Genomic DNA, 26,216 nt, shown 5'->3' with positions numbered 1-26,216 from the left:
CAGGGACGTATGTGAACAAGAGGTTGGAGCAGGGTGCACGATCACAGAACGTATGCAACCCACTGCCGCAGCCCGCGTCAAGCGACGGAGGCAGTGGCGATCATGCCACTGCCTCCGGGGATGCACCTCAGGTCACTCAGACCCCTGGACGGGCTATTTCTCCGCTCCGGTGCCGTAGCTGCCGCCGATCTCGGCCGCGTTCAGCTCCTCGACGTCCTCCGCGCCGAGCACCGCCCCCGTGCTGCGCTTGCTGCGCCGCAGCCTGCCCTCCAGCCAGCTGGCGAAGCTGGTGAGGAGGAAGTTGAGGACGATGAAGATGACCGCCACCACGATGAAGCTGGGGATGACGTTGGCGTAGTTGGCCGCGAGCGTGCCCCGGGCGTTCAGCAGCTCGGTGAAACCGATCATCACGCCGCCCAGCGCGGTGTCCTTCACGATGACGACCAGCTGGGTGACGATCGCGGGGAGCATCGCCGTGACGGCCTGCGGGAGCAGGATGCTGGTCATCGTCTGGTTCTTGCGCAGGCCGATCGCCTGGGCGGCCTCCGTCTGGCCCCTGGGAAGGGCCAGGATGCCCGCGCGGACGATCTCCGCGAGGACCGAGGCGTTGTAGAGGACCAGGCCGGTGACGACCGCGTACAGGGGCCGGTCCGCGCTGCTGACGTCCGTCGAGCGGGCGTAGAACTCGTTGGCGAACAGCATCAGCAGCAGCACCGGGATGGCCCGGAAGAACTCGACCACCGCACCGGCAGGGACACGCACCCAGCGGTGGTCGGACATGCGTGCGATGCCGAAGAAGGCGCCCAGCGGCAGCGCGATGACCATGGCGAGCGCGGCGGCCTTCAGCGTGTCGGCGAGTCCGGGCAGCAGGTACGTCGTCCACGCCTGCGACTCGGTGAAGGGCTTCCACAAGGACCACTCCAGCTGGCCCTTGTCGTCCATCACCGACCAGATCCACCACAGCAGCAGCGCGAGCAGGCCGAAGAAGACCACCGAGAAGATGATGTTGCGCCGCTTGGCCTTGGGGCCGGGAGCGTCGTAGAGAACCGAGGTCACCGCTTCACCGCCAGTCGCTTGCTCAGCCAGCCGAGGAACAGGCCGGTGGGCAGGGTCAGTACCACGAAACCGAAGGCGAAGATCGCGCCGATGAGCACGGTCTGGGCCTCGTTCTCGATCATTTCCTTCATCAGCAGGGCTGCCTCGGCCACGCCGATGGTCGCCGCCACCGTGGTGTTCTTGGTGAGGGCGATCAGGACGTTGGCCAGCGGGCCGATGACCGAGCGGAACGCCTGCGGCAGCACGATGAGGGACAGCACCTGGGTGAAGCTCAGCCCGAGCGCGCGCGCCGCCTCGGCCTGACCGACGGGGACGGTGTTGATGCCGGAGCGCAGCGCCTCACAGACGAAGGCCGCGGTGTAGGCGACGAGGCCAAGCACCGCGAGGCGGAAGCCCTGGAGCTTGAAGTCGTCGGGGGCGCCCATCGTCACGCCGAAGATGTCGGCGAGGCCGAGCGAGGTGAAGACGATGATGACCGTCAGGGGGATGTTCCGGACGATGTTGACGTAGGCCGTGCCGAACCCGCGCATCAGCGGGACCGGGCTGACCCGCATCGCCGCGAGCAGGGTGCCCCAGACCAGGGAGCCGATGGCCGAGAACACGGTGAGCTGCACCGTCACCCAGAAGGCACCCAACAGGGTTGGATTGTCATACTCAGAAAGAAAGTCGAACACGATCTCCCGCGCTTCCGGGTGTGTGGTGGCGGACGGGCGCGCCGCCGCCGTGATCGCGGCGGACGGCGGCGTGCCGTGAGGACTCCGTGTGACGGGGCGGCGTTCCCGGGGAAACGCCGCCCTTCACGGATGAACGCCGACCATTACTGGACGATGTTGCCGATCTCCGGAGCCGGCTCGTTCTTGTAGTCGGCCGGGCCGAAGTTCTCCTTGACGGCCGTGTCCCAGGCGCCGTCGCTGACCATCTTCTCCAGCGCCTCGTTGATCTTGTTCATGGTCTCGGTGTCGCCCTTCTTCACACCGATGCCGTAGTTCTCGTTGCTCAGCTTGAGGCCCGCGAGCTTGAACTGACCCTCGTACTGGTCCTGCGAGGCGAAGCCCGCGAGGATCGAGTCGTCGGTCGTCACGGCGTCGACGGCGCCGCTCTGGAGGCCCGCGATGCACTCGGAGTAGGTGCCGTACTCGCGCAGCTGGGCCTTCGGGGCGAAGTCGTTCTTGACGTTCTGCGCCGAGGTGGAGCCGGTCACGGAGCACAGCTTCTTGTCGTTGAGGTCCGTGGCCTCGGTGATGTCGGAGTCCGCCTTGACCAGCAGGTCCTGGTGGGCCAGCAGGTACGGGCCGGCGAAGTCGACCTTCTCCTTGCGCTCGTCCGTGATGGAGTAGGTGGCGGCGATCATCTTCACGTCGCCGCGGGAGAGGGCGTTCTCACGGTCGGCGCTCTTGGTCTCGACCCACTCGATCTGGTCGGCCTCGTAACCCAGCTCCTTCGCCACATACGTGGCCACATCCACGTCGAAGCCGGAGAAGGACCCGTCGGGCTCCTTCAGGCCGAGTCCGGGCTGGTCGTACTTGATACCGATCTTGATCTTGCCGCCGCCGGAGTCCGAGCCGGTGCTGCTGTCGTCGCCGTCGTCACCACCGCAGGCGGTCGCGGTGAGGGAGAGGACCAGGGCGGCGGCCGCCGCGGCGGTGACCTTGCGGAGCTTCATGGTGAACATCCTTTGCCTGATGAAGAGAGAACCGTCGGTGCGGGTGACGCGGGATGGCCGCGGGGGCGACCAGCGCCGTCAGTGGTGCAGGATCTTCGACAGGAAGTCCTTGGCACGGTCACTGCGCGGATTGCTGAAGAACTGGTCGGGCGCAGCCTCCTCGACGATGCGGCCGTCCGCCATGAACACCACGCGGTTGGCGGCCGATCGGGCGAAGCCCATCTCATGGGTGACCACGATCATGGTCATGCCGTCACGGGCGAGCTGCTGCATGACCTCGAGGACCTCGTTGATCATCTCCGGGTCGAGGGCCGACGTCGGCTCGTCGAAGAGCATGACCTTGGGGTCCATGGCCAGGGCACGCGCGATGGCGACCCGCTGCTGCTGGCCGCCGGAGAGCTGCGCGGGGTACTTGTCCGCCTGGGTGGCGACGCCGACGCGGTCCAGCAGCGCGCGCGCCTTCTCCTCGGCCTTCTTCTTGTCCGCCTTGCGGACCTTGATCTGGCCGAGCATCACGTTCTCGAGCACGGTCTTGTGCGCGAAGAGGTTGAACGACTGGAAGACCATCCCCACGTCGGCCCGCAGCCGCGCCAGTGCCTTGCCCTCGTCGGGCAGCGGCTTGCCGTCGATCGAGATCGCTCCCGAGTCGATCGTCTCCAGGCGGTTGATGGTGCGGCACAGGGTTGACTTCCCGGACCCGGAGGGCCCGATGACCACGACGACCTCGCCGCGGGCGATCGTCAGATCGATGTCCTGGAGCACGTGCAACGCGCCAAAGTGCTTGTTGACGCCCTTCAGGACGACCAGTTCGCCGGTCGCGGCCACGTCTTCCTTGGCCACCGATACTTCGGTCATCGCTTGCTGGCTCCGTCCTCCTCGGTTTCGGAGGACAGTAGCTACCCTATGCGACCTGCGTCATTACATCTGAGGCGAATTTGAGTATCACGATCCGATAGCAGCCGGACACGGCTCGTAGCGCCGATGACCTGCCCCCGTATCGGCCGGATAACGGAACCGCCCCGTGGCCGGAACCCTCTTGACGTCCTCGTCGTCCATCAGCGTGACTGCCCTGTGCGCACGCGCGCGTGGGTGCTTTTTGTACCGGCGGGGCCGGTACGGACGATGACGACGATCCATCTCGCCGATGAAGTGAAGGGGGCCAGGATGAGACTGCTCCTAGTCGAGGACGACGACCATGTCGCCGCCGCTCTGTCCGCGGTCCTCGCGCGGCACGGCTTCGACGTCACCCATGCCCGCAGCGGCGAGGAGGCCCTCCAGGCGCTCGTCCCCGAGGGCGCCGGGTTCGGTGTGGTCCTGCTCGACCTCGGCCTGCCCGACCAGGACGGCTACGAGGTGTGCAGCAAGATCCGCAAGCGCACCGCCATCCCGGTGATCATGGTCACCGCCCGCTCCGACGTCCGCTCCCGCATCCACGGCCTCAACCTGGGGGCCGACGACTACGTGGTGAAGCCGTACGACACCGGAGAGCTGCTGGCGCGCATCCACGCCGTCAGCAGACGCACCGTCCAGGAGGACATCTCCGCGGGCATCGTCACGGCGCTGCGGCTGGGCCCCGTCCACATCGAGCTGCCCACCCGCCAGGTCAAGGTGGACGGTCTGGTCGTCCAACTGACCCGCAAGGAGTTCGACCTGCTCGCCCTGCTGGCGCAGCGCCCCGGCGTCGTCTTCCGCCGGGAGCAGATCATCAGCGAGGTGTGGCGCACCAGCTGGGAGGGGACCGGACGCACCCTCGAGGTGCATGTGGCCTCCCTGCGAGCCAAGCTGCGCATGCCCGCGCTGATCGAGACGGTGCGGGGCGTCGGCTACCGGCTCGTCGAGCCCGCCGCCTAGCGGGGCAGGGTGCGCACACGTCTCCTGCCGCTGCTGATCGTCCTGATGGCGGCCGTCCTGCTCGCCCTCGGCGTACCGCTCGCCGTGAGCGTGGCCGCGGCACAGCAGCAGAAGGTCGTCGTCGACCGGATCGACGACACGGCGTTCTTCGCCGCCCTCGCCCAGTTCGTCACCGACACGCCCGGTGGAGCCCCGCCCGCGCCACCGAACGAACGGCTGGAGACCCTCAGCCGGGAACTCGACAGCTACCACAAGGTCTACGGCATCCGGATCGGCGTCTTCTACCGCAACCGCACGCCCATGGCCAACGCCCCGGTGGACTGGCTCCTGCCGCAGGAGGGCGACGTGCGAGCCGCCTTCGACGAGGCGCTGCTCAGCCGCCGCAGCGACGACCCCGAGCAGGTGTGGCCCTGGCAGCACCGCCGCCTGGTCGTCGCCTCGCCGGTCATCAGGGACGGTGACGTCGTCGCGGTCGTCGTCACCGATTCCCCCACCGACCAGATGCGCTCCCGGACCCTGTACGGCTGGCTGGTCATCGGCGCTGGCGAGATCGCCGCGATGCTGCTGGCCGTGGGCGCCGCGCTGCGGCTGACCGGCTGGGTGCTGCGCCCCGTACGCGTCCTGGACGCCACCACGCACGACATCGCCACCGGTCGGCTGAAGTCCCGGGTCGCCGTGGCGAGCGGGCCGCCGGAACTCAGACGGCTGGCCCGGTCGTTCAACGAGATGGCGGACAACGTCGAGGACGTCCTGGAGCAGCAGCGCGCCTTCGTCGCCGACGCCTCGCACCAGCTGCGCAACCCGCTCTCGGCGCTGCTGCTGCGCATCGAACTGCTCGCACTGGAACTGCCGCAGGGCAACGAGGAGATCGCGTCCGTCCGCGCCGAGGGCCGCCGGCTGGCCGAGGTCCTGGACGACCTGCTGGACCTGGCGCTGGCCGAGCACTCCGCGCCCGACCTGCGGCTGACCGACATCGGCGCGCTGACCGCCGAGCGCGTCGCCGCCTGGTCGCCGACCGCGGAGGCGAAGGGGGTACGGCTGGTCGGGGACTGCCCGGCGACCACCGCGTGGGCCGACCCGGTCGCCCTGTCCAGCGCCCTGGACGCGGTCATCGACAACGCGGTGAAGTTCACGCCGGAGGGCGAGAGCGTCGAGGTCGCCGTCACCTCCAACGGCGGCACCTCGACCATCGTCGTCGCCGACCACGGACCCGGTCTGACCGACGAGGAGCTGACCCGGATCGGCGACCGCTTCTGGCGCAGCGGCCGCCACCAGAACGTCAAGGGCTCCGGCCTGGGCCTGTCCATCTCCCGCGCCCTCCTCTCGGCGGGCGGCGGCCGGATCGCCTACGACCATCATGTGCCCAGTGGGTCCGGCGAGCCGCGCGGGCTGAAGGTGACGGTGACCGTGCCACGGTCGGGGCCGGTGGTGTAGCGGGTCCCGCCGCGGAACGGACGGTCTACGGCGTGCCCCGGAGCTACGGTCTACGGCGTGCCCGCGCCCCGGTCTACGGCTTGACCGAGCGGTAGTAGCGCCGCGCGCCGTCGTGCAGCGGCAGCGGGTCGGTGTAGATCGCGGTGCGCAGGTCGACGAGCTGGGCGGAGTGGACGTGCGCGCCGATGCCGTCGCGGCTGTCGAGCACCGTACGGGTCACCCACTCGATCAGCTTGGGGTCCACGTCCTTGCGGGTGATCAGCACGTTGGACACCGCGATCGTCGGCACGGTCCCGGCCTCCTGCTGACCGGGGCGGTAGGCCGACTGCGGCATGTTGGTGGCGCGGTAGTAGTGGGTGCCGGGACCCTGCCGGTGCAGGTCGGAGACGAACTCCGCGGTGATCGGGACCAGCCGGAAGTCGAACGTCTCGGCGAGTTCCCGCAGCCCGTCCGTGGGCAGCCCGCCCGACCAGAAGAACGCGTCGATCTCGCCGCGCCGGAGCCGGTCGGGGCCGGTGTCGATGCCGTCGGGCAGCGGGGTGATGTCCTCCTGCGAGTCGATGCCCGCCGTCTTCAGCACCCGTTCCGCGATCAGCCGGACACCCGAGCGCGGCAGCCCTATGGCCACCCGCTTGCCCTCCAGGTCCGCGACGGACTCGATGTCCGAGCCGTGCGGGACGACGAGGTGCACATAGTCGTCGTACAGCCGTGCGACTCCCCGCAGCCGGTCGGCGCCCGGGCCGCCGTCGAGCTGGTACGTCTCCACCGCGTCGGCCGCGGCGATGGCGAAGTCGGCCCTGCCGGACGCCACGCGCGAGACGTTCTGCTGTGAGCCGTCGCTGGTCACCAGCCGCACCGCCAGATCGGGCATGTCCTCGTCGAACGCGGAGCGCAGCAGGGTGCCGTACTTCTGGTAGACGCCGCGCGGTGTTCCGGTGCTGAAGGTGATCGTCCCGCTCGGGGGATTCTCGCCCAGCGGCAGCAGCCACCACAGCAGCAACCCGAACGCCACGAGACCGGCGACCGCGCTCCGCAGGGCCCAGCGCCCGCCGACCCGGGGGAACACCTTGGACATGCGGGCGATCCTGCCAGCCCGCCCGCCCTGCTGACCAGGGGCGTCGTCACACGGAAGCGGGGCAGCCACGCGCCCGGCCCGCGCGGGGCGATGCCCGGGGCGTTGTCGGAGGGGGCCGTTAGAGTCGCCGTATGAGTTCCTCGCCCGCCGACCTGGTCCGTGCATTCCACCTCGCCTTCGGTCTGGACGCCCGCAGCAGACCTACCGAGGTGTCCCCGGAGCTGGCCCGGCACCGGGGCGAGCTGCTCGCCGAGGAGGCCGCGGAGGTCGCCGAGGTCTCGGTCACCGGCCCGCTCGACCGGCTGGCCCACGAGCTGGCCGACGTGGTCTACGTCGCCTACGGCACCGCCCTCGTCCACGGCATAGACCTCGACCAGGTGATCGCCGAGATCCACCGCTCGAACATGACCAAGCTCGGCCCCGACGGCCGGGTCGACCGCCGCCCCGACGGCAAGGTGCTCAAGGGCGCGCACTACGAGGCGCCGGACGTGTCCGCCGTACTGCGCCGGCAGGGGTGGGCCCCGGGCGGACGGGAGTCGTGACGGGCGGGACGGGCGTGTCCGCGGAACGCCTACTCTGAAGGAATGAACAGCAGCAGCGACCGGAGCCCGGCAGTGGACGTTCCCAGCACCATGACGTACGAGATCCGCACCTACGGATGCCAGATGAACGTCCATGACTCCGAGCGTCTTGCCGGACTGCTGGAGGACGCCGGGTACGTGCGCGCGCCCGAGGGCGCCGACGGGGACGCCGACGTGGTCGTCTTCAACACCTGCGCCGTCCGCGAGAACGCCGACAACCGGCTCTACGGCAACCTCGGGCACCTCGCGCCGAAGAAGGCCAAGCGGCCCGGCATGCAGATCGCGGTCGGCGGCTGCCTGGCCCAGAAGGACCGGGACACCATCGTCAAGAAGGCGCCCTGGGTGGACGTCGTCTTCGGCACGCACAACATCGGCAAGCTGCCCGTCCTGCTGGAGCGTGCCCGCATCCAGGAAGAGGCGCAGGTCGAGATCGCCGAGTCGCTGGAGGCGTTCCCGTCGACCCTGCCCACGCGCCGCGAGAGCGCCTACGCCGCCTGGGTGTCGATCTCCGTCGGCTGCAACAACACCTGCACCTTCTGCATCGTCCCGGCGCTGCGCGGCAAGGAGAAGGACCGCCGCCCCGGCGACATCCTCGCCGAGGTGGAGGCCCTGGTCGCCGAGGGCGTCTCGGAGATCACCCTCCTCGGCCAGAACGTCAACGCCTACGGCAGCGACATCGGCGACCGCGAGGCCTTCAGCAAGCTGTTGCGGGCCTGCGGCGCCATCGACGGCCTGGAGCGCGTCCGCTTCACCTCGCCGCACCCGCGCGACTTCACCGACGACGTGATCGCCGCCATGGCCGAGACGCCCAACGTGATGCCGCAGCTGCACATGCCGCTCCAGTCGGGCTCGGACACCGTCCTGAAGGCGATGCGCCGCTCCTACCGCCAGGAGCGCTACCTCGGGATCATCGAGAAGGTCCGCGCCGCCATCCCGCACGCGGCGATCACCACCGACATCATCGTGGGCTTCCCCGGCGAGACCGAGGAGGACTTCGAGCAGACCCTGCACGTCGTCCGCGAGGCCCGCTTCGCCCAGGCGTTCACCTTCCAGTACTCCAAGCGACCCGGCACCCCGGCCGCCGAGATGGACGGCCAGATCCCCAAGAAGACCGTCCAGGAGCGCTACGAGCGTCTGGTCGCCCTCCAGGAGGAGATCTCCTGGGACGAGAACAAGAAGCAGGTCGGCCGCACCCTGGAGCTGATGGTCGCCGAGGGCGAGGGCCGCAAGGACGGCGCCACCCACCGCCTCTCCGGCCGTGCCCCCGACAACCGCCTGGTCCACTTCACCAAGCCCGAGCAGGAGGTCCGCCCCGGCGACGTCGTCACCGTGGAGGTGACGTACGCCGCCCCGCACCACCTCCTCGCCGAGGGCCCGGTGCTGGACGTACGGCGCACCCGCGCGGGCGACGCCTGGGAGAAGCGGAACACCGAGGCGGCCAAGCCGAAGGGCGTGCTGCTCGGCCTGCCGAAGATCGGCGCCCCGGCTCCGCAGCCGGTCGCGGCGGGCGGGGGCTGCGGCTGCGACTGACCGTTCCGCCGGGCGGTCGTCGGCTCGCCGCTCGTCGGAGGGGCGACGACCCCGGCGCCCGGTACCCGGAGCTACGCTGCGGATCATGCTTGTCGCCGCCGCAGTCTGCCCCTGTCCGCCCCTCCTCGTACCCGAGGTCGCCGCGGGCGCCGCACCCGAGCTGGACGCCGCGCGCGCCGCGTGCACGGACGCCCTTGGGGTGCTGGCCGCCGCCCGCCCGGATCTGCTGGTCGTGGTCGGGCCGGACGACGGCGACGCCGGGGCGGACGGCACCCGCTCGTACGCCGAGGGCACACCCGGTTCCTTCCGGGGCTTCGGGGTCGACGCCGACGTACGGCTGGGGGCGGACGGGGAGCCCGACGCCGGGGCCGTGACGCTTCCGGCGTCGCTCGCGGTCGGCGCGTGGCTGCTGGAGCGCACCGGGTGGGCCGATGCCCCGATGGAAGGGCTCGGGCTGAGGGAACCGATCGGGGCCGAGCGGTGTATTCAAGTCGGAAGGGCAGTCGCCGCCCGGGCCGGGCGGGTGGCGATGCTGGTGATGGCCGACGCCAGCGCCTGCCGGACCCTGAAGGCACCGGGCTATCTCGACGAGCGCGCGGAGCCCTTCGACCGGGAGGTCGCGCGTGCGCTGGGGGCGGCGGACATCGCCGCCCTCAAGGCGCTTGACGGCGGTCTGGCGCGGGAGCTGAAGGCGTCCGGGCGCGCCGGATGGCAGGTCCTCGCGGGCGCGGGTGAGGAAGCGGGACTGACCGGCGCCCTGCTGTACGAGGGCGCGCCGTACGGCGTGGGGTACATCGTGGCGACCTGGTCCTGAACGGCCCGGTCCTGGGCAGATCAGCCCCTGACCGGTCAGGCCGTAGAGGGCCGCGCGAGCCGTGGAACGGCGGACGGCCGGGAGCGAGGGGCTCCGCGGCCGTCCGCGGGTGGATGGGATACGGGATGGGGGCTGAGCGGATCAGGAAGTCGGCGGCGGTGAGGCCGGTGGGGTCTTGGGGCCCTCGCCCGAGCCGTCGTGGCCCTTGTGCGCGAGCCGGTCCATGGCGCCCTTGGCCTTGCCCGTCCTCGTGTGGATCTTGTCGCTGTACTTGCCCTTGGTCCTCTCGTCGACGGCCTTGGCGGCCCTGTCCAGACCGTGCTGGATCTTGTCCCCGTGCTGGTGCGCGAGGCCGGAGACCTTGTCCTTCGCAGGGTTGAGCTTGGCCTTCAGATTGTCGAACAGACCCATCGTTCACCTTCCCTCGCGGGCAGTTACGTGCGGGCGCCCTCACCGGCCTCGTTGTCGGCCGCCGCCTGGGCGGACTGCTGCTTCGGGATGTCGACGCCGTCGCCGCCGCTGCCCTCGGCGGTCTCCTGCGCCGTGTCCTCCACGACCGTGACCGCTTCGGCCACGGCGGACTCGCTCGGCTCCGCCGTCCCCGTGGGCACCTCGGCCTCGTCCGTCGTCGAACCGGCCTCCCGGGTCTCGGTCCCGGCCTCGGCGGTCGCCGCCTCCTCCGTCACCTTCGACCTCCGGAGAAGTCGTGCAAAAACGCCCATATCAGCTCCATACGTTACTCGTGCGAGAAGAATCCCGCGTCGCCATGAGAGCCCCCCTGCCCCGGTGAAGCCGAGCGCCTGGGGGAGCGACCGATCGCGTCGCCCGGGTCGCCGCCCGCGCGAAACCGGCGGCGAGAACCTCGCAACGGGCAACGACGCCGGACCCGGGCCGTCACGTAACCCGTTCGAGGCCATCGGTGGAGGTTTGGGAGACTGGTGCGGTGAGCAGCGCAGCCCCCGCCCCCCGAGTCATCGCCGTCGTCGGACCCACCGCGGCGGGAAAGTCCGATCTGGGCGTCTTCCTCGCCCGGCAACTCGGCGGCGAGGTCGTCAACGCGGACTCCATGCAGCTCTACCGGGGGATGGACATCGGGACCGCCAAACTGACGCCCGCGGAGCGCGCCGGAGTCCCCCACCACCTCCTGGACGTCTGGGACGTCACCGTCACGGCGTCCGTCGCGGAGTACCAGCGGCTCGCGCGCGAGCGCATCGACGCGCTGCTGGCGGCCGGGCGCTGGCCGGTCCTCGTCGGCGGCTCCGGCCTCTACGTCCGCGCGGCCGTGGACAACCTGGAGTTCCCCGGCACCGACCCCGAGGTCAGGGCGCGGCTCGAGGAGGAACTCGCGCTGCGCGGCTCCGGCGCCCTGCACGCCCGGCTCGCCGCCGCCGACCCGGAGGCCGCGCGTGCGATCCTGCCCGGCAACGGCCGCCGGATCGTCCGTGCCCTGGAGGTGATCGAGATCACCGGCCAGCCCTTCACCGCCAACCTCCCGGGCCACGACTCCGTCTACGACACCCTCCAGATCGGCGTGGACGTGACCCGCCCCGAACTCGACGAGCGCATCGCGCGCCGCGTCGACCGGATGTGGGACCGGGGGCTCGTGGACGAGGTGCGGGCGCTGGAGGCGCAAGGCCTGCGCGAGGGGCGTACGGCCGCGCGCGCCCTCGGCTACCAGCAGGTACTCGCGGCGCTCGCCGGGGAGTGCACCCTGGAAGAGGCCCGGGCGGAGACCGTCCGTGCCACCAAGCGCTTCGCGCGCCGTCAGGATTCATGGTTCAGGCGCGATCCCCGGGTGCATTGGCTCAGTGGGGCCGAGACGGATCTCACGGAACTTCCGCGGCGCGCACTGACGTTGGTCGAACGACCGGTTACAGCCTGATCACGTCATGGCATCGGGACGCTCCGGCCGTCATCGGGGCCTCGGAGGCCGTGCCATCATCAAGCTGCGATCGACCAGTGAAGTCCTAGTTGGGAGGGCGCGTGGCGATGGAGGCCGGCCCTCGCGACACCGCACAAGACACGGCGCAGAACGCCGAACACATCTCCGAGCACGTCGGCGCCGCGGACGCGGTGGGCGCCGACATGGCGGGGCCGGACGACGACCGGCTCAGCCCCGACGGGCCCGACGACACCCAGGGCGGTGTGACCGCCGACGGCCCCGAACCGGACGAGATGTTCGTGGGCGGGCCCGAGGTCGAGGTCGAGCTGCGTCCGCAGCGCCGGATGCGGATCTGGCAGCTCGCGCCGATCGTCGGTCTGGGCGCGCTCGGTTCCCTGATGTTCGCCTTCCCGCTCGCCTTCGACTTCGGCGACAGCGGCGCGATGATCGCGATGCTGGGCCTGCTCATCTGCTCGTGCGCGGCGGGCTGGGGCATGATGGCCGCCCGCAAGGTGGGCTACACCTGGCCCGGTCTGCCCCAGCGGGGCTCCGGCCGCCGCGTCGACTGGCGGGTCGCCCTCGCCTACGTCGTGGTGGTGGCCGCCGTGGTGATGCTCGCGGTGTGGCGCGTGGCCCGGCTGCGCTGACCCCCGCCCCCGCTCTTCCCCGCCGGGTTGTCGTGGTCAACCCGTACGATCGAGGAATGAGCACGCGGATCGCCTTCCTCAAGGGTCACGGCACCGAGAACGACTTCGTGATCGTCCCGGACCCGGAGAACGCCCTCGACCTGCCCCCGGCCACCGTCGCGGCCCTGTGCGACCGCCGCGCGGGCATCGGCGGCGACGGACTGCTGCACGTCGTGCGGTCCGCGGCCCACCCCGAGGCCCGGGAGCTGGCGGCCGAGGCGGAGTGGTTCATGGACTACCGCAACGGCGACGGCTCGATCGCCGAGATGTGCGGCAACGGCGTCCGCGTCTTCGCGCGCTACCTCCAGCACGCCGGGCTCGTCACCGAAGGGGACCTCGCGGTCGCCACGCGCGGGGGCGTCAAGACGGTGCACATCGCCAAGGACGGCGACATCACGGTGGGCATGGGCAGAGCGCTCTTCCCCGAGGGGGACGTCACCGTGAGCGTCGGCGAGCGCAGCTGGCCCGCGCGCAACGTGAACATGGGCAACCCGCACGCGGTGGCCTTCGTGGACGACCTCGCCCACGCAGGGGACCTGCACGAGGTGCCGCCGTTCCAGCCCGCGTCCGTGTACCCGCAGGGAGTCAACGTCGAGTTCGTGGCCGACCGCGGCCCCCGGCACGTGGCGATGCGGGTGTACGAGCGCGGCGCGGGCGAGACCCGCTCGTGCGGCACGGGCGCGTGCGCCGTGGCCGTGGCCGCCGCCCGCCGGGACGGCGCCGACCCGGCCGTCACCGGCACCCCGGCGACGTACACCGTCGACGTCCCCGGCGGTCGGCTGGTGATCACGGAGCGGCCCGACGGAGAGATCGAGATGACCGGTCCCGCGGTGATCGTCGCCGAGGGCGAGTTCGACGCGGAGTGGCTGGCCGGGGTGCTGGGCTGAGAACGGCCTTCGGGCGTACGCCGGTTCGAGCCGGGGGCCGTACCGGGCAGGACGGAAACGGCCGTAAACGTCCAAACCTTCCCTCGAATGGGTGATCCGTTTCACGCTCGGCGAGAGGCGGTCAGTCGCGCGTGGTGGGCTCGATAGCATCAAGCACCGGCCCGGACGGGGAGATGTCGCCATCCCCTGAGCCGTGTCCGCCCTGGGGCGCCCCGTCCGCCGGTCCACGCAGCCGGAGGTGCCCATGAGTGCGGAGGCCACAAACCCTGCGAGTCCAGGCCCCGTGGTGCCAACAGCCCCCCGCAGGAGGGCTCGTCCACGGCTGGACCTGCGTCGGCTGGGCCGTGCCGCGCTGCTCGGCCCCGGCGCCCGCGACCGGCTGCCCGACGCCATCGGCCATGTCGTCGACGCCCACCGCGCCCACCACCCCGACGCCGATCTCGAACCGCTGCGCCGCGCCTACGTCCTGGCCGAGTCCTCGCACCGCGGACAGATGCGCAAGAGCGGCGAGCCCTACATCACGCACCCGCTCGCCGTGACGCTGATCCTCGCCGAACTCGGCGCCGAGACCGTCACCTTGACGGCGTCCCTGCTCCACGACACCGTCGAGGACACCGATGTGACGCTCGATCAGGTGCGGAAGCAGTTCGGCGAGGAGGTCCGCTATCTCGTCGACGGCGTCACCAAGTTGGAGAAGGTCGACTACGGCGCCGCCGCCGAGCCCGAGACCTTCCGCAAGATGCTCGTCGCCACCGGCAACGACGTCCGGGTGATGTCGATCAAACTCGCCGACCGGCTGCACAACATGCGCACCCTCGGTGTGATGCGCCCCGAGAAACAGGCCCGGATCGCCAAGGTGACCCGGGACGTCCTCATCCCGCTCGCCGAACGGCTCGGCGTACAGGCGCTCAAGACCGAGCTGGAGGACCTGGTCTTCGCCATCCTCCACCCCGAGGAGTACGAGCACACGCGCGAGCTGATCGCCGAGAACGCGGCCCGCGCCGACGACCCGCTCACCGCGATCGCCGAGGAGATGCGCGCCGTCCTGCGCGAGGCCGACATCACCGCCGAAGTCCTCATCCGGCCGCGGCACTTCGTCTCCGTGCACCGCGTCTCCCGCAAGCGCGGACGGCTGCGCGGCGCCGACTTCGGGCGGCTGCTGGTGCTCGTGAACGAGGACGCCGACTGCTACGGCGTCCTGGGCGAGCTGCACACCTGCATGACGCCCGTCGTCTCGGAGTTCAAGGACTTCATCGCCGTACCGAAGTTCAACCTGTACCAGTCGCTGCACACCGCCGTCGCCCACCCGGACGGCCAGGTCGCCGAAGTCCTCATCCGCACCTACCAGATGCACAAGGTCGCCGAGGCGGGCGTCGTCGCGCTCGGCAACCCCTACACGCCCGGCACCGAGGATCCGGGCGACGGCGAGCGCGCCGACCCCACCCGCCCCGGCTGGCTCTCCCGCCTCCTCGACTGGCAGCGGGCGGCTCCCGACCCCGACACCTTCTGGTCGACGCTGCGCGAGGACCTCGCCCAGGACCGTGAGATCACCGTCTTCCGGCCCGACGGCGGCACCCTCGGCCTGCCGGAGGGCGCCACCTGCGTGGACGCCGCGTACGCGCAGTACGGCGAGGACGCGCACGCCTGCATCGGCGCCCGCGTCAACGGCCGACTGGCGACCCTGAGTACGGTGCTGCGGGACGGGGACACCGTCCAGCTCCTGATGGGCCAGGACCCGGCATCCGAGCCCTCCAGGGAGTGGCTGGAGCACGCCCACACCCCCGCCGCGCGGATCGCCATCCAGCGGTGGCTCGCGACCCACCCGGTGACCGCCGAGAACGACACCGCGAGCCCCGCCCGCGATCTGGACGAGACCGCCACCGCGAGCGCCGCCCGGGATCTGGACGAAACCGGCGCCCCGGCCGGGTCCGGCTCCCGGACCGGCGGGGTCGCCGACCCGGTCGCCGTACGGTCCGCCTCCGTCGGCGCACTGGTGGACCTGCCCGGCGCGAGCGTACGGCTCGCGCGCTGCTGCACACCCGTACCCCCCGACGAGGTCTCCGGCTTCGCCGTGCGCGGGGGCGCGGTGACCGTGCACCGCGTGCAGTGCCCGGCGGTGGCGCGCATGAAGAGCGCGGGGCGCGCGGAGGTCGGCGTGCGCTGGGCGGAGGCTACCGAGGACGAGACCGCCGGATGCCGGGTCACGCTCTTCGCCGAATCGTTCGGCCGCCCGCATCTGCTGGCCGACCTCACCGAGGCCATCGCCCTCCAGGGCGCCGAGATCGTCTCCGCCACCGTGGAACCCCCCAGCCAGCAGCGGGTCCGCCACACCTACACCCTGCAACTGCCCGACGCCGCCCTGCTGCCCGCCCTGATGCGCGCCATGCGGAACGTGCCGGGCGTGTACGACGTGAGCCGGGCGCAGCACCCCGCCTCCGCCTCCTGACCCGACTCCCGCACCCCGTTCGGGTGCGCCCGGCGCGCGTCGGCGACGTGCGGTACGCGCGCGCTGATAGCCGTGGGGCATGCAGCTCACCTCCCGCACCGGTACCCCCAGGACCCGCCGACGGCTGAAGGCGGCGCTGCTCGCCTCCGCCGTCTCCGTCTGCCTCGTCGCCGCGAGCGCCCCACCGACCCCGCTCGGCGTCGGCGACCGGCTCTTCCCGCACCTCGGCAACCCGGGGTACGACGTGGCGTCGTACGATCTCGCCTTCACCTACTCCGGCGACAACGGCAAGCCGCTCCAGGCGGTCACCACCATCGACGCCTGGACCACCACCGCGCTGAACCGCGTCAACCTCGACTTCGACCGCGGTGAGGTCGCCTCCGTCGAGGTCAACGGCATGCCCGCCGAGTACGCAGACGCGGGCCAGGACCTCGTGATCACGCCGGATGCCCCACTGCCCGAGGGCAGCTGGATGCGGATCACCGTCCGGCACACCAGCGACCCGGTGCCCGCGAAGGGCGGCCGCAGCGGGGGCTGGGTGCGCACCGGGGACGGGCTCGCCATGGCCAACCAGGCCGACGCCGCCCACCTGGCGTTCCCGTGCAACGACCACCCCTCCGACAAGGCGATGTTCACCATCAGGGTCACCGCGCCCCAGGGCCACACGGCCGTCGCCAACGGTCTGCGCAGCGCCGTAGTACGCGCGGGCAAGTCCACCACCTGGACGTACCGCACCCAGCACCCCATGGCCACCGAGCTGGCGCAGATCTCCATCGGACGCTCCACGGTCCTGCACCGCACCGGCCCGCGCGGGCTGCCCGTCCGCGACGTGGTGCCCACCCAGCACCGCGCCCAGCTGGAGCCGTGGCTGAAGAAGACGCCCGACCAGATCGCGTGGATGGAGGAGAAGGTCGGGCCCTACCCGTTCGAGACCTACGGCGTCCTCATGGCCGACGCCGCCACGGGCTTCGAGCTGGAGACCCAGACGCTCTCCCTCTTCGAGAAGGAGCTGTTCACCAACCCGGCCTTCCCCGAGTGGTACGTCGACTCGATCATGGTGCACGAGCTGGCCCACCAGTGGTTCGGCGACAGCGTCACCCCCCGCACCTGGTCCGACCTCTGGCTCAACGAGGGCCACGCCACCTGGTACGAGGCCCTGTACGCCGCGGAGAAGGGCGACCGCCCGCTCGCCGCCCGCATGAAGGCCGCCTACGGCGCCTCCGACCGCTGGCGCGCCGCCGGGGGAGCGCCCGCCGCCCCCAGGGCGCCCAAGGACGGCGACCGGTTCGGCATCTTCCGGCCCAACGTCTACGACGGCGGCGCCCTGGTCCTCTACGCCCTGCGCCAGGAGATCGGCCACACGGCCTTCGAACGCCTCGAACGGGCCTGGGTGAGCCGTCACCAGGACTCCACGGCCACCACCGACGACTTCGTCCAGCTGGCCTCGGACATCACCCGACGCGATCTGACCGGCTTCTTCCGCGGCTGGCTGTACGGCGAGAAGACCCCGCCGATGCCGGGGCACCCGGACTGGAAGCAGGGCACGGCGGCCAAGCTGCCGGACCCCGGGTCGAGGGCGAGGCCCTAGCCACCGAGCGGGAGCGGCGATAACCCGGTGACGAGACGGGGCGTGCCGTGCGACCATCATCAGGTCGGCGGCGCGGTCCAGCCCCTCGCGCCACGGGCCGCGGGAATCTCCCGGGGCGCTCGTGCGTTGTGGAATGCGACGGACCAGGTCCGGAGCCCCGGCTCCGGCCCCGTCACCGCAAACGGAATCCCCATCGACGTAAGGACCCAATGACCTCCTCTTCTTCCCCTTCCCAGGACACACAGCGCCTCGCGCACACCACCCCCGAAGGTCTTCGGGCCGATGCCCTGATGGAAGAGGACGTCGCCTGGAGCCACGAGATCGACGGAGAGTGGGACGGCGACCAGTTCGACCGCTCCGAGCGCGCGGCCCTGCGCCGGGTGGCGGGCCTCTCCACCGAGCTCGAGGACGTCACCGAGGTCGAGTACCGCCAGCTCCGTCTGGAGCGGGTCGTCCTCGTCGGCGTCTGGACTTCGGGGACCGTGCAGGACGCGGAGAACTCGCTCGCCGAGCTGGCGGCGCTCGCGGAGACCGCCGGCGCGCTGGTGCTCGACGGCGTGATCCAGCGCCGCGACAAGCCCGACGCGGCGACCTACATCGGCTCCGGCAAGGCCGAGGAACTGCGCGACGTGGTGATCGAGAGCGGCGCGGACACCGTCATCTGCGACGGTGAGCTGAGCCCGGGCCAGCTGATCCACCTCGAGGACGTCGTCAAGGTCAAGGTCATCGACCGTACGGCCCTGATCCTCGACATCTTCGCCCAGCACGCCAAGTCCCGAGAGGGCAAGGCGCAGGTCGCGCTCGCGCAGATGCAGTACATGCTGCCGAGGCTGCGCGGCTGGGGTCAGTCGCTGTCCCGGCAGATGGGCGGCGGCAAGGGCGGCGGGCTCGCCACCCGTGGCCCCGGTGAGACCAAGATCGAGACGGACCGGCGGCGGATCCGCGAGAAGATGGCGAAGATGCGCCGGGAGATCGCGGACATGAAGACCGGCCGCGACATCAAGCGGCAGGAGCGCCGTCGCCACAAGGTGCCCTCCGTGGCCATCGCGGGCTACACCAACGCGGGCAAGTCCTCCCTGCTCAACCGCCTCACCGGCGCGGGCGTGCTGGTGGAGAACGCCCTGTTCGCGACCCTCGACCCGACCGTGCGCCGGGCCGAGACCCCGAGCGGTCGGCTGTACACCCTCGCCGACACCGTCGGTTTCGTCCGGCACCTGCCGCACCACCTGGTCGAGGCGTTCCGCTCCACGATGGAGGAGGTCGGCGACGCCGACCTGATCCTGCACGTGGTGGACGGCGCGCACCCCGACCCGGAGGAGCAGCTGGCCGCCGTGCGCGAGGTGATCAGGGACGTCGGCGCCACCGACGTACCCGAGATCGTCGTGATCAACAAGGCCGACGCGGCCGACCCGCTGGTCCTCCAGCGGCTGCTGCGGGTCGAGAAGCGTTCCCTCGCGGTCTCGGCGCGCACCGGCCGGGGCATCCCGGAGCTGCTCGCGCTGATCGACAACGAGCTGCCCCGGCCCTCGGTCGAGGTCGAGGCGCTGGTGCCGTACACCCACGGCAAGCTGGTCGCCCGCGCCCACGACGAGGGCGAGGTGATCTCCGAGGAGCACACCGCGGAGGGCACCCTGCTCAAGGTAAGGGTGCACGAGGAACTGGCCGCGGAACTCGCGCCGTACGTCCCGGCGGCGGCCCTCTGAGCCGGGCTACCACGGAAACAGGCCCGCCCCTCGGTGCGAGGGGCGGGCCTTCCGTTGTGCCGGTGTGCGGTCACTGACCGCCGTAGGTCTCGCTCATGTTCTCGTACAGCGCCAGTGCGTCCCGTCCCAGCTGGGGTCCGGCCAGCCAGGTGTTGTCCAGCGGGCCGATCGAGGTGTTGGAGACCAGCTTGGTCTCGCCGTCGACCACCCGGAACCAGCCGCCGCCGGAGGAGCCGCCGGTCATGGTGCAGCCGATGCGGTACATCGTCGGCAGCGAAGGGCTCAGCGACAGCCTGCCCGGCGCGTCCAGGCACTTGAACATCCGCAGACCGTTGTACGGCGGCGCGGCCGGGTACCCCCAGGCGCCCATCTGCCCGGCCTCGGCCGCGGCCGGGGCGGAGAAGTCCACGTCCAGCGCCGCGCCGACGGTCTCCTCCAGCGACTTGGCGCCCTGCTCGGGCTGCACATGGAGCACGGCGTAGTCGTACGCCGCGCCCGCGCCGCCGGACGCCGAACCGCCCTCGATCCAGCCGTTGGAGGTCGCGGCCCAGTCCGCCCACCAGTTGCCGTAGGGGGCGATCTCCTGCGGGGCGGCGCCGGTCAGCTCCGCCTCCGACCTGCCGAGGTCGTTGTAGGCCGGGACGAAGACGATGTTGCGGTACCAGCCGCCGCCCCCGCCCGCGTGGACGCAGTGACCGGCCGTCCACACCAGGTTGGACCTGCCCGGATGGTTGACGTCCTTGATCACCGTGCCGGAGCAGACCATCGAGCCCTCGGGCGAGTCGAAGAAGATCTTCCCGACCGGGGCCGCGTTCTGGTGGTACGGCGTCCGCTCGGCCTCGGCCTCGACGGGGGCGGGCACCGGGTCGCTGACGCCCTGGTCCGCGGACGCCTCCTTCACCGACATCGTCTTGTCGGCCTCCTGGGCGGACAGCATCCGCTCCGGCTCCCAGAGGCCCTCGATCACCGGGTTGACGAAGTCCTTGGCCTCACTGAGCCACTTGTCCTTGTCCCAGTCCTTCCAGCCGCCGTCCTTCCAGGCGTCGACGTCGATGCCGTGCTCCTTGAGCCGGTCCTTGATGTCGCCCGGGATGGCGACCCCGCCGTCGGCGCCGTCCGCGGCGCCAGAAGCGGAAGCCGCGGCTCCAGGGTCGCCGTCGGAGGTGTCGTCGGTGGAGCCGCCGCAGGCGGTCGCGGTGAGCGCGAGCGCGGCGACGAGCCCCGCGGCGGTGAGCAGACGGCGCCGCCTGCCGCGGTGCGCGGCGCAGGGCGTGGATGGTGAACGCATGGTGCGGTAACCCCCGTTGGAACGCTTGTGTGAACGCGTAGGTGTCATGTTCTGGCCGGATCATCTTGCCGTGCGGGTGGGGTCGAACGGCGGCGGGACCGTGAAGGTTTCCGTGACACACCCGCCGCCGCGCCCCCTACCGGAACGTCACTGACCGGCGAACTTCTCGCTGACCGCGTCGAACACGCCCTTGGCCTCCTCGCCGAGGCGCGGACCGGCCAGCCAACCCGCGGTGACCGGGCCGATCGAGGTGTTGGACACCAGCGCGGGCTTGCCGTCCGACCCCGTGGCCACCCAGCCGCCGCCCGACGAACCGCCGGTCATGGTGCAGCCGATGCGGTACATGGTCGGGTCCGTCTCGTTCAGCGACAGCCGCCCGGGCTTGTCCTGGCACCGGTACAGCGTCTGACCGTCGTACGGCGGCGCCGCCGGGTAGCCGGTCGCGGTGATGCTCTCGACCTCTGGCACGGCCGGGGCGTCGAAGTCCACCGGCAGCGCCGAACCGACCATCTCCTCCAGCGACTTGCCGCCGGCGCCCTCCTCCGGCGTCACATGCAGCACCGCGAAGTCGTACGGGGCACCGTCACCGCCGGTCGCGCCGCCCTGCTCGATCCACTGGTCCGAGGTCTGCACCCAGTCGCCCCACCAGACGCCGTACGGGGCGACCTCCTCCTTGGTGGCGCCGGCCAGGTCCGCCGCCGACAGGCCCGAGTCGTTGTACGACGGCACGAACGCGATGTTGCGGTACCAGCCGCCGCTCTTGCCCGCGTGCACACAGTGGCCGGCCGTCCACACCATGTTGGACTTGCCGGGGTTGGCCGGGTCCTGGACCACGGTGGCCGAGCAGACCATCGTGCCCTCGGGGGAGTCGAAGAACACCTTGCCCGCCTCGGGGGCGTTGGAGTGGTACGACGCCGGGACGGCCTCGGCCTCCACCGGGGCCGGGGTCGGGTCGGTCACGCCCTGGTCGCCGGAGATGTCGTTGTCGACCTCCTGGTCGGGCTCCTCGGCCTCCCGCATCCGGTCCGGGTCCCACAGGTCCTCGATGATCGGGTTGATGAAGTCGTCGGCCTCGCGCAGCCAGTCGTCCTTGGACCAGTCCTTCCAGGCGCCGTCCCGCCACTTGTCGATGTCGATGCCGTGTTCCTTGAGCCGGTCCTTGATGTCGTCCGGCAGCTGGAACTTGTCGTCGGCCCCGGCAGCGGCGGAGGCCGCAGCGTCCACGTCCGCGTCGCCCGACTCGCAGGCCGTCGCCGTCAGCGCCACCGTCGAGACGAGGGCCACGGCGGCCAGCACGGGGGACGTTCTGCGGCGCGTGCTCCTGGCCCGGCGAGCGGTGAACGACGGACGTATGGATCGCATGGTGTGACTCCCCCTGAGGTGAACGGTGTCGGCGCCGCGGCCCCGGTCCCCGCGCGGACCCGGCGCGGCGGACGCGCCGAACCGGCCGGGACCACCAGTGGCCGGGAACGGCCCCCCACACTATGCGCTCGCTGTGGGTGACTGCCGACGGAACGGCAACGGTTCGGCTACAAGGCGTCTGACCTGGCAATCAGCCGTGGATTGGGCCGACTTGCCGGGTTGGCGACGCTTCTCGCCGCGGCCCCGGGGTGTTTGCTGTCGCCGTTGCGACATGTCGCACCTGTGCCACCGGGCAACCGGTGACACCGCCTCCGGCCACGACGGATTCTGTGCAGCGACCAACGGCACCGCACGGCCGCATGGACAACCGCGGATCGCGGCGTCAACGCGCCGTGAACGTACGACGGAAGGCACGGACACTCATGAGACGGATGCGCCTCGCGGCGACCGTGGCGGCGGGGCTGACCCTGACCGTCGGGGCCGTGACGCCGGTGGCGGCGGGCACGGCCGAGAGCCCGGCGACGACGGCAGGACAAGCGACGGTCACCTTGGCGGGTGCTGGCATCGGGTCGGGAGCGTCGGCGGGCGGTGGCGCCGGGTCAGACGCGTCGGCGGGCGTCGGCGCCGGGCCGGGTGCCACCGCCACGGTGCGTCTGATCACCGGCGACCGTGTGACGGTGGTGACCGGCGCCGACGGTCGGCGCACCGCCTCGGTGGAGCCGGGGGAGGGCCGCCGGGGCGTGCTCTTCCGCACCATCGAGGAGGAGGGACGACTGACCGTCCTCCCCTCCGACGCGGCCGAACTGGTCACGGCCGGACGGCTGGACCGGGGCCTGTTCGACGTGACCTCGCTGGTCGACCAGCGCTACGACGAGGCACACACCGACGTGCTGCCGCTGATCGTCGAGGACGCCGACGGGGTGCCGGACGCCATCCTGCGGCGGCTGACCGCACTGGCGGACGACGAGGCACCCAGACGCCGACTGGAGACCATCGGCGCCGAGGCCGTACGGGTCCCCGCCGAGGACCTCGGCGCCTTCTGGAAGCGGCTCGTCCCCGCCCCGGGCGTGCTGTCCCGGACGGCCGCCAGTACGCCCACGGTCCGGCTGGACGGCCGGGTGAGTGCCGCCCTGGACCGCAGCACCGCGCAGATCGGCGCCCCCGAGGTGTGGAAGAGCGGCTTCCGGGGCGAGGACGTCAAGGTCGCCGTCCTGGACACCGGAGCCGACGCCGCCCACCCCGACCTGGCCGGACGCATCAGCTCGGCGGTCGACTTCTCCGGCAGCGGCGGCACCGGCGACGCCTTCGGCCACGGCACGCACGTCGCCTCGATCGTCGGTGGCTCCGGCGCCGCCGCCGACGGCAGCCGCAAGGGCGTGGCGCCCGGCGCCGACCTGCTGATCGGCAAGGTCCTGGGTGACGACGGCTACGGCACCGAGTCCCAGGTGATCGACGGCATGGAGTGGGCCGTGGCCCAGGGCGCCGACGTCATCAACATGTCCCTCGGCAGCGACGTGCCCAGCGACGGCACCGACCCGATGAGCCGGGCGCTGAACCGGCTCTCCGAGACCTCCGGCGCGTTGTTCGTCGTCGCCGCGGGCAACGCGGGCCCCGCCCAGGGCACCATCGGGGCGCCCGCCGCCGCGGACGCCGCGCTGACCGTCGGCGCGGTGGACCGGGACGACTCCCTCGCCCCGTTCTCCAGCCGTGGACCGCGGCCCGGTGACGACGCGGTCAAGCCCGATGTCACGGCGCCCGGTGTGGGCATCGTGGCGGCGCGTGCCGCGGGCACGACCATGGGCGAGGTCGTCGACGGCGCGTACGTCGCCGCGTCCGGGACCTCGATGGCCGCCCCGCACGTCGCCGGGGCCGCCGCCCTGCTGGCCCAGCAGCACCCCGACTGGACGGCCGAGCGGATCAAGGACGTCCTGATCAACACCGCCCGCACCGTCCCCGGCCAGCGCGTCACCGAGCAGGGCGGCGGACGCGTCGACCTCGCGGCGGCGGCGCGGGCCCGCGTGACCGCCACCGGCACCCTCGCCCTCGGCTCCTACGACCGGGGCGACACGGGAACCCGTACGCGGACCGTCCACTACACCAACACGTCCGGCCGGAGCGTCACACTCGGCCTCAGCGCCGCACTGGCGACCAGCGGCGGGCGCGAACCCGGCGCCGGAGCGCTGGTCCTGGGCGCCCCGTCCGTCACCGTCCCGGCCGGTGCCACCGCCGAGGTCCCGCTCACCGTCGACCCGTTCCGCACCGACCAGGGCGACTACTACGGCCACCTGACCGCGACCGCAGCCGACGGCTCGGTCACCCTCCGCACCACGCTGAGCCTGACCATGCGCGGCCCCGTGCACCGGCTCAAGGTCGTCTCCTACGACACCGACGGCCGGCGCGTCGAGTCGTTGCCCATGATCTGGGGCGCGGACGGCTTCGTGGAGTACACCGACCGGGAGAACGCCGTGGCCGAGGTCGAGGAGGGCACGTACCAGATCGTCTCCGGCGGCATGGAGAGCACCGGCGCCGGGGAGGTGCTGCGGCAGGTCGTCCTGCCCGAGGTGAAGGTCACCAGGGACACGACCGCCGTCATCGACCCCCGCCGGACGACCAAGGTCGAGATCCGCACCCCGCGACCCGCCGAACAGCGCGGTGTCCTGCACTTCCAGACGTACCGCGAGATCGACGGGCACGGCTGGATCGACGGCACCATGTACTTCGACAGCGTGGCGGGCCTCTACGTCAGCCCGACCGCCGAAGTGACCGACGGGACCTTCGAGTTCGCCTCGCGCTGGCAGCTCGTCGCCCCGCTGCTGAACGCCGCGGTGGTCGGCGGCAGCGGTGACCTCGGTGCCTACTACATGCCGCAGTCGCCCCTCTTCGACCAGCGCGGCGAACGGATCACGGCGGTGGCCGCCGGTACGACCTCCGCGCCCGACTTCCGCGGGGCGCGCGGGAAGCTCGCCGTCGTGACCGACGAGGAGGGCCTCGACGAAGTCGGCCTGGCCGAGCAGGCGGCCGCCGCCGGTGCCCGCGGCCTGATGCTGGTGCACTTCATGGACAACGCCTGGTCCCGGTGGACCCCCGACGGGGAGCGCCTTGACCTGCCCACCATCAGGATCGGCGCCGGGGCGGGCGCGGAACTGCTGGCACGCGTCCGCGAGCGCACCACCACCGTCGCGATCAGCGGGACCGCCCGCAGCCCGTACCTCTACGACGTCATGCAGGTGTCCCCGCAGCGCATTCCGCACCACGTGATCCACACCGTCTCGGAGAAGAACAGCGCCGTCGTACGGTCGGTCTACGCCGAGAACGGCGGCAACGCCTGGGCCGCCGAGCAGCGCTTCGCCCGGCGTCCCTACCAGGACTTCGTCTGGCTCCAGTACACCCGTCACGTACCGACGGCCTTCGAGCGCACGGAGTACGTCAGCGCCGGGGACACCGAGTGGCAGCACGTGGTGCACCACCAGACCTCCGGGGACGTGGACCGGCCGCTGAGCAACGGGCTGCGGGACACCTTCCGCACCTACCGGGCGGGTGAGCACCTGAAGGAGACCTGGCAAGGGGCCGTGGTCCGCCCGTCCATCCCGCGCGGGACCGCGACACCTTCCACGCGCGAAGGGGACGTACTGCGGTTGCGCGTCCCCGAGTTCACCGACGCCGAGGCGGGCCACTGGTCCCGGCTGACGAGCGGCGGCGGGGGCGGCATCGGCGTCCGCGAGGCACCGTCGGCGGACACGGCCAACCTCGAACTCTTCCGCGACGGGGAGAAGCTGACCGACGCGGCCGACGCCTGGCGGGACATCGAGGTGCCGTCCGCGGACGCCGAGTACCGGCTGCGCCTGGAGACCGGCCGCACCTCCGAGGAATGGCGGCACGCCACCGCCACCGACACCTCCTGGACGTTCCGCTCCGGAACCACCGGGGAGGCGAAGCGGCTGCCACTGCTCCAACTCGACTACGAGGTGCCCGTCGACGTGCGCAACGCCGTGGGCCCTGGCCGCTCGTATCCCCTCGGTGTGACGGTCCGGAATCAGGACGGACTGAGCACGCCGCGCGGTGTGAGCGTGCGCGTGGAGGTCTCCTACGACGACGGCCGGACGTTCACCAGGGCCCCGGTGAGGAGCAAGGGCGGCAACGCCTTCTCCGCCACCGTCAGCAAGCCGGCCGCCCTCCGCGGCGACACCTTCGTCACCCTCCGCGTCACCGCGAAGGACGCCGCCGGGAACTCCGTCAGTCAGACCGTGACCCGCGCGTACACCCACCGCGGCTGAGGCCCGGGAACCCCTCCCCGGGCGGGCGTGCGGTCACCGACCCGGTGGCCGCACGCCCACGCCGTGAGCCACGACAGCCCATTGTTGTACGGTGTT

General features: G+C 71.6%; 21 protein-coding genes. 12 read left to right on the top strand and 9 right to left on the bottom strand.

What is annotated here, in order from left to right:
• Window positions 1–153: 153 nt before the first annotated feature.
• From KBY47_RS12020 to KBY47_RS12005, 4 genes are all read right to left on the bottom strand, one after another.
• The gene (locus KBY47_RS12020) at window positions 154–1,056 is read right to left on the bottom strand and encodes an amino acid ABC transporter permease (RefSeq protein WP_210921031.1); all 903 of its coding nucleotides are present in this window, start codon (window positions 1,054–1,056) and stop codon (window positions 154–156) included.
• Window positions 1,053–1,730, bottom strand: a complete 678-nt coding sequence (locus KBY47_RS12015) for an amino acid ABC transporter permease (protein ID WP_210921030.1) — start codon at window positions 1,728–1,730, stop codon at window positions 1,053–1,055. Before KBY47_RS12015 ends, KBY47_RS12020 begins: the two co-directional genes overlap by 4 nt.
• Before the next feature lie 143 nt (window positions 1,731–1,873).
• Window positions 1,874–2,719 (bottom strand): glutamate ABC transporter substrate-binding protein, encoded by an 846-nt coding sequence (locus KBY47_RS12010; RefSeq protein WP_210921029.1) that lies wholly within the window; start codon window positions 2,717–2,719, stop codon window positions 1,874–1,876.
• Between the two features lie 78 nt (window positions 2,720–2,797).
• A complete protein-coding gene (locus KBY47_RS12005) occupies window positions 2,798–3,574 on the bottom strand; it encodes an amino acid ABC transporter ATP-binding protein (RefSeq protein WP_210921028.1) in 777 nt (258 codons plus the stop codon).
• Window positions 3,575–3,883: 309 nt separating this feature from the next.
• Here KBY47_RS12005 and KBY47_RS12000 point away from each other — a divergent pair, with 309 nt between their 5' ends.
• Window positions 3,884–4,570: a response regulator transcription factor gene (locus tag KBY47_RS12000; protein ID WP_210921027.1), complete on the top strand. Its 687-nt coding sequence runs from the start codon at window positions 3,884–3,886 to the stop codon at window positions 4,568–4,570.
• Window positions 4,571–4,579: 9 nt separating this feature from the next.
• Window positions 4,580–6,004: a HAMP domain-containing sensor histidine kinase gene (locus KBY47_RS11995; protein ID WP_210921026.1), complete on the top strand. Its 1,425-nt coding sequence runs from the start codon at window positions 4,580–4,582 to the stop codon at window positions 6,002–6,004.
• A gap of 73 nt (window positions 6,005–6,077) precedes the next feature.
• Here the strand turns inward: KBY47_RS11995 and KBY47_RS11990 are convergent, their stop codons facing one another.
• Window positions 6,078–7,079: a TAXI family TRAP transporter solute-binding subunit gene (locus KBY47_RS11990; RefSeq protein WP_210921025.1), complete on the bottom strand. Its 1,002-nt coding sequence runs from the start codon at window positions 7,077–7,079 to the stop codon at window positions 6,078–6,080.
• Between the two features lie 131 nt (window positions 7,080–7,210).
• On the opposite strand from KBY47_RS11990, the gene KBY47_RS11985 reads away from it, so the two are divergent.
• From KBY47_RS11985 to KBY47_RS11975, 3 genes are all read left to right on the top strand, one after another.
• Window positions 7,211–7,621, top strand: a complete 411-nt coding sequence (locus KBY47_RS11985; protein WP_210921024.1) for a MazG nucleotide pyrophosphohydrolase domain-containing protein — start codon at window positions 7,211–7,213, stop codon at window positions 7,619–7,621.
• A gap of 42 nt (window positions 7,622–7,663) precedes the next feature.
• On the top strand, window positions 7,664–9,190 hold the full coding sequence (gene miaB, locus KBY47_RS11980; RefSeq protein ID WP_210921023.1) for a tRNA (N6-isopentenyl adenosine(37)-C2)-methylthiotransferase MiaB: 1,527 nt from the start codon (window positions 7,664–7,666) through the stop codon (window positions 9,188–9,190).
• Between the two features lie 85 nt (window positions 9,191–9,275).
• Window positions 9,276–10,004 (top strand): class III extradiol dioxygenase subunit B-like domain-containing protein, encoded by a 729-nt coding sequence (locus tag KBY47_RS11975; protein ID WP_210921022.1) that lies wholly within the window; start codon window positions 9,276–9,278, stop codon window positions 10,002–10,004.
• 141 nt (window positions 10,005–10,145) lie between these two features.
• On the opposite strand, the gene KBY47_RS11970 is transcribed toward KBY47_RS11975, so the two are convergent.
• Window positions 10,146–10,415: an antitoxin gene (locus tag KBY47_RS11970; RefSeq protein WP_210921021.1), complete on the bottom strand. Its 270-nt coding sequence runs from the start codon at window positions 10,413–10,415 to the stop codon at window positions 10,146–10,148.
• 23 nt (window positions 10,416–10,438) lie between these two features.
• Window positions 10,439–10,726 carry a hypothetical protein gene (locus KBY47_RS11965; RefSeq protein ID WP_210921020.1) on the bottom strand — a complete coding sequence of 96 codons (288 nt, stop codon included), beginning with the start codon at window positions 10,724–10,726 and terminating at the stop codon, window positions 10,439–10,441.
• 221 nt (window positions 10,727–10,947) lie between these two features.
• Here KBY47_RS11965 and miaA point away from each other — a divergent pair, with 221 nt between their 5' ends.
• From miaA to hflX, 6 genes are all read left to right on the top strand, one after another.
• Window positions 10,948–11,886 carry a tRNA (adenosine(37)-N6)-dimethylallyltransferase MiaA gene (gene miaA / locus KBY47_RS11960; RefSeq protein ID WP_210921019.1) on the top strand — a complete coding sequence of 313 codons (939 nt, stop codon included), beginning with the start codon at window positions 10,948–10,950 and terminating at the stop codon, window positions 11,884–11,886.
• A gap of 107 nt (window positions 11,887–11,993) precedes the next feature.
• Complete coding sequence (locus KBY47_RS11955; protein ID WP_210921018.1) at window positions 11,994–12,533, top strand: hypothetical protein; 540 nt, start codon at window positions 11,994–11,996, stop codon at window positions 12,531–12,533.
• Window positions 12,534–12,589: 56 nt separating this feature from the next.
• Window positions 12,590–13,459, top strand: coding sequence for a diaminopimelate epimerase (dapF, locus tag KBY47_RS11950; protein WP_210921017.1), 870 nt, complete (start codon window positions 12,590–12,592; stop codon window positions 13,457–13,459).
• Window positions 13,460–13,703: 244 nt separating this feature from the next.
• Window positions 13,704–15,905 carry a bifunctional (p)ppGpp synthetase/guanosine-3',5'-bis(diphosphate) 3'-pyrophosphohydrolase gene (locus tag KBY47_RS11945; RefSeq protein ID WP_210921016.1) on the top strand — a complete coding sequence of 734 codons (2,202 nt, stop codon included), beginning with the start codon at window positions 13,704–13,706 and terminating at the stop codon, window positions 15,903–15,905.
• A gap of 79 nt (window positions 15,906–15,984) precedes the next feature.
• Window positions 15,985–17,493, top strand: coding sequence for a M1 family metallopeptidase (locus KBY47_RS11940; RefSeq protein WP_210921015.1), 1,509 nt, complete (start codon window positions 15,985–15,987; stop codon window positions 17,491–17,493).
• A 209-nt stretch (window positions 17,494–17,702) separates the two neighbouring features.
• Window positions 17,703–19,196 (top strand): GTPase HflX, encoded by a 1,494-nt coding sequence (hflX, locus tag KBY47_RS11935; protein ID WP_210921014.1) that lies wholly within the window; start codon window positions 17,703–17,705, stop codon window positions 19,194–19,196.
• Window positions 19,197–19,266: 70 nt separating this feature from the next.
• Here the strand turns inward: hflX and KBY47_RS11930 are convergent, their stop codons facing one another.
• Window positions 19,267–20,484 (bottom strand): serine protease, encoded by a 1,218-nt coding sequence (locus KBY47_RS11930; RefSeq protein ID WP_210921013.1) that lies wholly within the window; start codon window positions 20,482–20,484, stop codon window positions 19,267–19,269.
• 147 nt (window positions 20,485–20,631) lie between these two features.
• Window positions 20,632–21,846, bottom strand: a complete 1,215-nt coding sequence (locus tag KBY47_RS11925) for a serine protease (RefSeq protein ID WP_210921012.1) — start codon at window positions 21,844–21,846, stop codon at window positions 20,632–20,634.
• Between the two features lie 422 nt (window positions 21,847–22,268).
• On the opposite strand from KBY47_RS11925, the gene KBY47_RS11920 reads away from it, so the two are divergent.
• Window positions 22,269–26,120, top strand: coding sequence for a S8 family serine peptidase (locus KBY47_RS11920; protein WP_210921011.1), 3,852 nt, complete (start codon window positions 22,269–22,271; stop codon window positions 26,118–26,120).
• The last annotated feature ends 96 nt before the right edge of the window (window positions 26,121–26,216 follow it).

Source organism: Streptomyces sp. B93 (assembly GCF_018070565.1).
Classification (GTDB): domain Bacteria; phylum Actinomycetota; class Actinomycetes; order Streptomycetales; family Streptomycetaceae; genus Streptomyces.
Note: the sequence above shows the minus strand (reverse complement) of the source record. Positions and strands in the feature narration are given on the sequence as shown.

Bases quoted from the DNA above. Each gene is read 5' to 3' on its own strand.
- KBY47_RS11940 (WP_210921015.1), top strand. From the start codon at position 15,985: ATGCAGCTCACCTCCCGCACCGGTACCCCCAGGACCCGCCGACGGCTG.
- miaB (WP_210921023.1), top strand. From the start codon at position 7,664: ATGAACAGCAGCAGCGACCGGAGCCCGGCAGTGGACGTTCCCAGCACC.
- KBY47_RS11985 (WP_210921024.1), top strand. From the start codon at position 7,211: ATGAGTTCCTCGCCCGCCGACCTGGTCCGTGCATTCCACCTCGCCTTC.
- hflX (WP_210921014.1), top strand. From the start codon at position 17,703: ATGACCTCCTCTTCTTCCCCTTCCCAGGACACACAGCGCCTCGCGCAC.
- KBY47_RS11970 (WP_210921021.1), bottom strand. From the start codon at position 10,415: ATGGGTCTGTTCGACAATCTGAAGGCCAAGCTCAACCCTGCGAAGGAC.
- KBY47_RS11925 (WP_210921012.1), bottom strand. From the start codon at position 21,846: ATGCGATCCATACGTCCGTCGTTCACCGCTCGCCGGGCCAGGAGCACG.
- KBY47_RS11945 (WP_210921016.1), top strand. From the start codon at position 13,704: ATGAGTGCGGAGGCCACAAACCCTGCGAGTCCAGGCCCCGTGGTGCCA.
- KBY47_RS12010 (WP_210921029.1), bottom strand. From the start codon at position 2,719: ATGAAGCTCCGCAAGGTCACCGCCGCGGCGGCCGCCGCCCTGGTCCTC.
- KBY47_RS12005 (WP_210921028.1), bottom strand. From the start codon at position 3,574: ATGACCGAAGTATCGGTGGCCAAGGAAGACGTGGCCGCGACCGGCGAA.
- KBY47_RS11930 (WP_210921013.1), bottom strand. From the start codon at position 20,484: ATGCGTTCACCATCCACGCCCTGCGCCGCGCACCGCGGCAGGCGGCGC.
- KBY47_RS12000 (WP_210921027.1), top strand. From the start codon at position 3,884: ATGAGACTGCTCCTAGTCGAGGACGACGACCATGTCGCCGCCGCTCTG.
- KBY47_RS11955 (WP_210921018.1), top strand. From the start codon at position 11,994: ATGGAGGCCGGCCCTCGCGACACCGCACAAGACACGGCGCAGAACGCC.
- KBY47_RS11975 (WP_210921022.1), top strand. From the start codon at position 9,276: ATGCTTGTCGCCGCCGCAGTCTGCCCCTGTCCGCCCCTCCTCGTACCC.
- KBY47_RS11990 (WP_210921025.1), bottom strand. From the start codon at position 7,079: ATGTCCAAGGTGTTCCCCCGGGTCGGCGGGCGCTGGGCCCTGCGGAGC.
- dapF (WP_210921017.1), top strand. From the start codon at position 12,590: ATGAGCACGCGGATCGCCTTCCTCAAGGGTCACGGCACCGAGAACGAC.
- KBY47_RS11965 (WP_210921020.1), bottom strand. From the start codon at position 10,726: ATGGGCGTTTTTGCACGACTTCTCCGGAGGTCGAAGGTGACGGAGGAG.
- KBY47_RS11920 (WP_210921011.1), top strand. From the start codon at position 22,269: ATGAGACGGATGCGCCTCGCGGCGACCGTGGCGGCGGGGCTGACCCTG.